The organism is Polaribacter glomeratus, from assembly GCF_002954665.1.
Lineage (GTDB): Bacteria > Bacteroidota > Bacteroidia > Flavobacteriales > Flavobacteriaceae > Polaribacter > Polaribacter glomeratus.
In genome coordinates this window covers 1,751,982-1,755,244 of sequence record NZ_MSCM01000001.1, presented here as the reverse complement: position 1 = coordinate 1,755,244, position 3,263 = coordinate 1,751,982, and the positions used below count along the sequence as shown (strand labels likewise).

Sequence of the window (3,263 nt, the reverse complement as noted above, 5' to 3'; positions counted from 1 at the left end):
TTTTGTTTTCCCATTTACAGAGAAATCTACAGACAATACTTCATCTGCTACTGTGTAATCTAAGATATCGGTTGGCGAAGTTACGTTTGCAATATTACCTGCAACTAATTGGGTTGGAAACATGTCTAACATCGTTTGTCCTTTACCTTGGTAAGGCTGTTCAGATTTCATCTTCGCTTTGCTGTACAAGTTTTCAGTAGACTTCACAAATTCTGTTGGTAGAGAGTTCTTTTTACGTCCTACATAAATTTTAGAAATTGCATCTCCTAATGATTCAGATTCAACTCCTCCATCATTTCCACCTCCAGTATTTCCAGAAGTATTACTGTATGCAAAATCTTGCGATAAATTGTTTACCCCTGTTGGTAGCGAAAGTGTGCTTGTATTTGCGGTACCTGCTCCATCGCCATCAAATATTGGTATTAAATCAGCTATGGTAACTCCTGCAGGTAAACCAGATGTTATTGTACTAATATCTACTGTTATTGTATAAGTTCCTACAGGCAAATTAGCAAATAAATAATTACCGTTTACATCTGTAGTTGTTGTTACATCATCTGCTGTGTTTGCTGGAGTTCCTGGGTCTAGAGTTACTGTTGCTCCTCCTAATCCATTTTCATTTGTGTCTTTAATCCCGTCTCCATCAGTATCATACCAAACTAAGTCTCCAATACTACCTAAAGAATTGGCAGCAGAGTTTACAACTATTATTTGATTTGCTGTTGCAGTTCCTCCATTTCCGTCAGAAATTGTATAAAGGAATGTTATTGTTCCATTATAGTTTGAGTTAGGAGTAAAGGTAATTAAACCAGCAATTGTAATTGTTACTGTTCCGTTATCAACTAAAATAGTTTGTGCAGTTCCTGGTGTTAACGGCGTTCCGTTGATACTTGTAATCGTTAAAGTGTTCCCATCAGGATCACTATCACCAGTTAAAGGAACTAATAGTATTGGAGTGTTTGCATTCGTTGTATAGTTATCATCGACAGCAATAGGATTTCTATTTATTTTTAAAGTTACTGTTTCTTGAACAGAACATGTGTTATTAGCACTAGATATTATAACAGTATAATCACCAGCATTCGTTATAGCTGCACTATTTATGTTTAAAATATTAGTTGTAGATAAAACAGTGTTAAGATCTGTGTTCTTATACCATTTATAGGTTAAGGTATTCGTTGAAATTGTTCCGTTATTTGTGTAATCTGGCACGCCAGCATTAAATGTTGTTGTTTTGATTGCCGAAGCACTTACGGGAACACTAATGTTATCACCAACTGTAGCAGTAATAGTTGAGGGTGCCGTTGTAATTTTTTCTGCAGTAGTTACAGCTATTGTAGTAGGTTGACCTGAAATTAAACTTGCAGCAGCAGCCGTTGGTATACCCTTACTGTTTATAGAAGTTCCTAAGTTTGCAGAGCTACCTCCATTGCTACCACCTACTAAAATTGCAGTTGTTGCTAAGTTTCTAAAACCTTCTGAAGCATCTGGACAACCATCATTATCTGAATCTGTGTCTAAAGAATTAGGGATACCATCATTATCTGTATCAAGGGTACAATTTGTATTGTATCCGTAAATAGTTCCAACAGCAAAGGTTGGTCCATTTAATACTTGATTTATTACAATAGTATTAGATGCGCTCCATGTAATTGGGTTTACAGTAATTCCGTTTGCTAAAACCATAGGTATTAAAGCTCCATTATTTGTTTTTGAACCAAAAAATTGAACTTCTCCATTAGCATTTACTAACATTCTAATTAGAGGAGTTGCTGTATTTGCAGTTCCGATTGACCATATTTGAGGTATTCCATTTGCGCCATGTCTAGCTCCATCAGAAAAAACAATTGCTTGCGGAAGTGTTGTAAAAGCACTTGCTAATTCAATTTCACCAGAGAATAAAGGTGTTCCGTTAACCGTAATATTAAAACTATTGTCTAGTCTCGTAATATCTAAACCAAAACCATTTGATGCTGTAGCTAAAGATGCTGTGTGAGCACTTCTGTTGATATTGAAATTAGAAACGACATTTGTTTTATTAAAACAGCCTTCATTAATATCTAGAATACCATCATTGTCATCATCTAAATCACATATGTCTGATATACCGTCTTTATCTGTATCTAAATTACCAGAAGCGATAGCGTCGCAAGGATCAATTATTGCAGTTACTGTAAAAGTAACATCGTCAAAGGTAGCAGCGCAAGAACCATTTGCAGCAATTGTATATTTAATTGTTACGGCTGTATTTGTGCTGATATCACTTGGGGTATAAATATTATTGTTGATTAAACCACCACCAGAAACGATAGACCAAGTTCCTCCTGTTGGACTTCCTGTTAATGTTTTAGTTTCACCTTCTGTAATTGTAGCAGTTGAAGTTGTATTTGAAGCTGTAGTACAAATTGAGCCAACTATAATATTATAGGTATCTACAATTGTCAATGAAGAATTGCAACGATCAGAAGACGTTACTGTTAACACATCTAAACCAGTAAAATTAGTATTAGGCGTGTAGGATAATGTTCTTAAATTATTATTTATTGTTCTTTCGGATCCAACAAATGTAATGTCTCCAGGACCATTTGTTATTATTGTTGGAGGTCCACCAATCATACCACTAATTCTAACAATAACACTTAAGGTACCATTAGATACAGTAACTCTTACTCTTGATAAATCTCCATCAACATCAGAAACACTTATAATGCCAATGTTAGATCTTGAAGAGTTTACTGGCACAGTTTGAGTTCCAGGGGTTGAGTTTACTGGCGGGTTACATGCAGATGTCCCGTTGGTTTTTAATGCTGAATTATTTTCAACAAAAAAATCGAAACCTTGAGCCGATGCTAATGTAGCTTGGCCGAAAATAGAATTTGTTAGCATCAACAAAAAAGTCAATACTATTAGGGAGTTAGTACGCATTTTATTTATTATTTAATCGTTAATTTATATCCTGAACTTAGAACAAAAATATTTCACTTTTTACAGTTGTCATTTTTATTTCGATAAAATGCAATTATATTCCGACGAAACAAATTTTATACATGTCAAGTCTCTATAAATGCTTTAAAATACTGGGGATTTATAAATTTTAAATTAAATGGTTTTTTAAAAACGAATGAAAAAATACTGTTTTTTTGATACTAAAAAACTATTTTACAACAAAAAAAATAATTAAATAACTTAAAAAAGCTAATTTGTAAATAAAAAAACATGTTTTTGTCTAAAATAAACATTTGTTAATCAATTTTTAATAAGTC

1 protein-coding gene is annotated in these 3,263 nt (G+C 33.6%); it reads right to left on the bottom strand.

Going from position 1 to position 3,263, the window contains the following annotated elements; genetic code table 11:
• Positions 1–2,886, bottom strand: a 2,886-nt coding sequence (locus tag BTO16_RS17580; protein WP_211298208.1) for an Ig-like domain-containing protein, incomplete at its 3' end; no start/stop codon positions are given.
• Between the last annotated feature and the right edge of the window lie 377 nt (positions 2,887–3,263).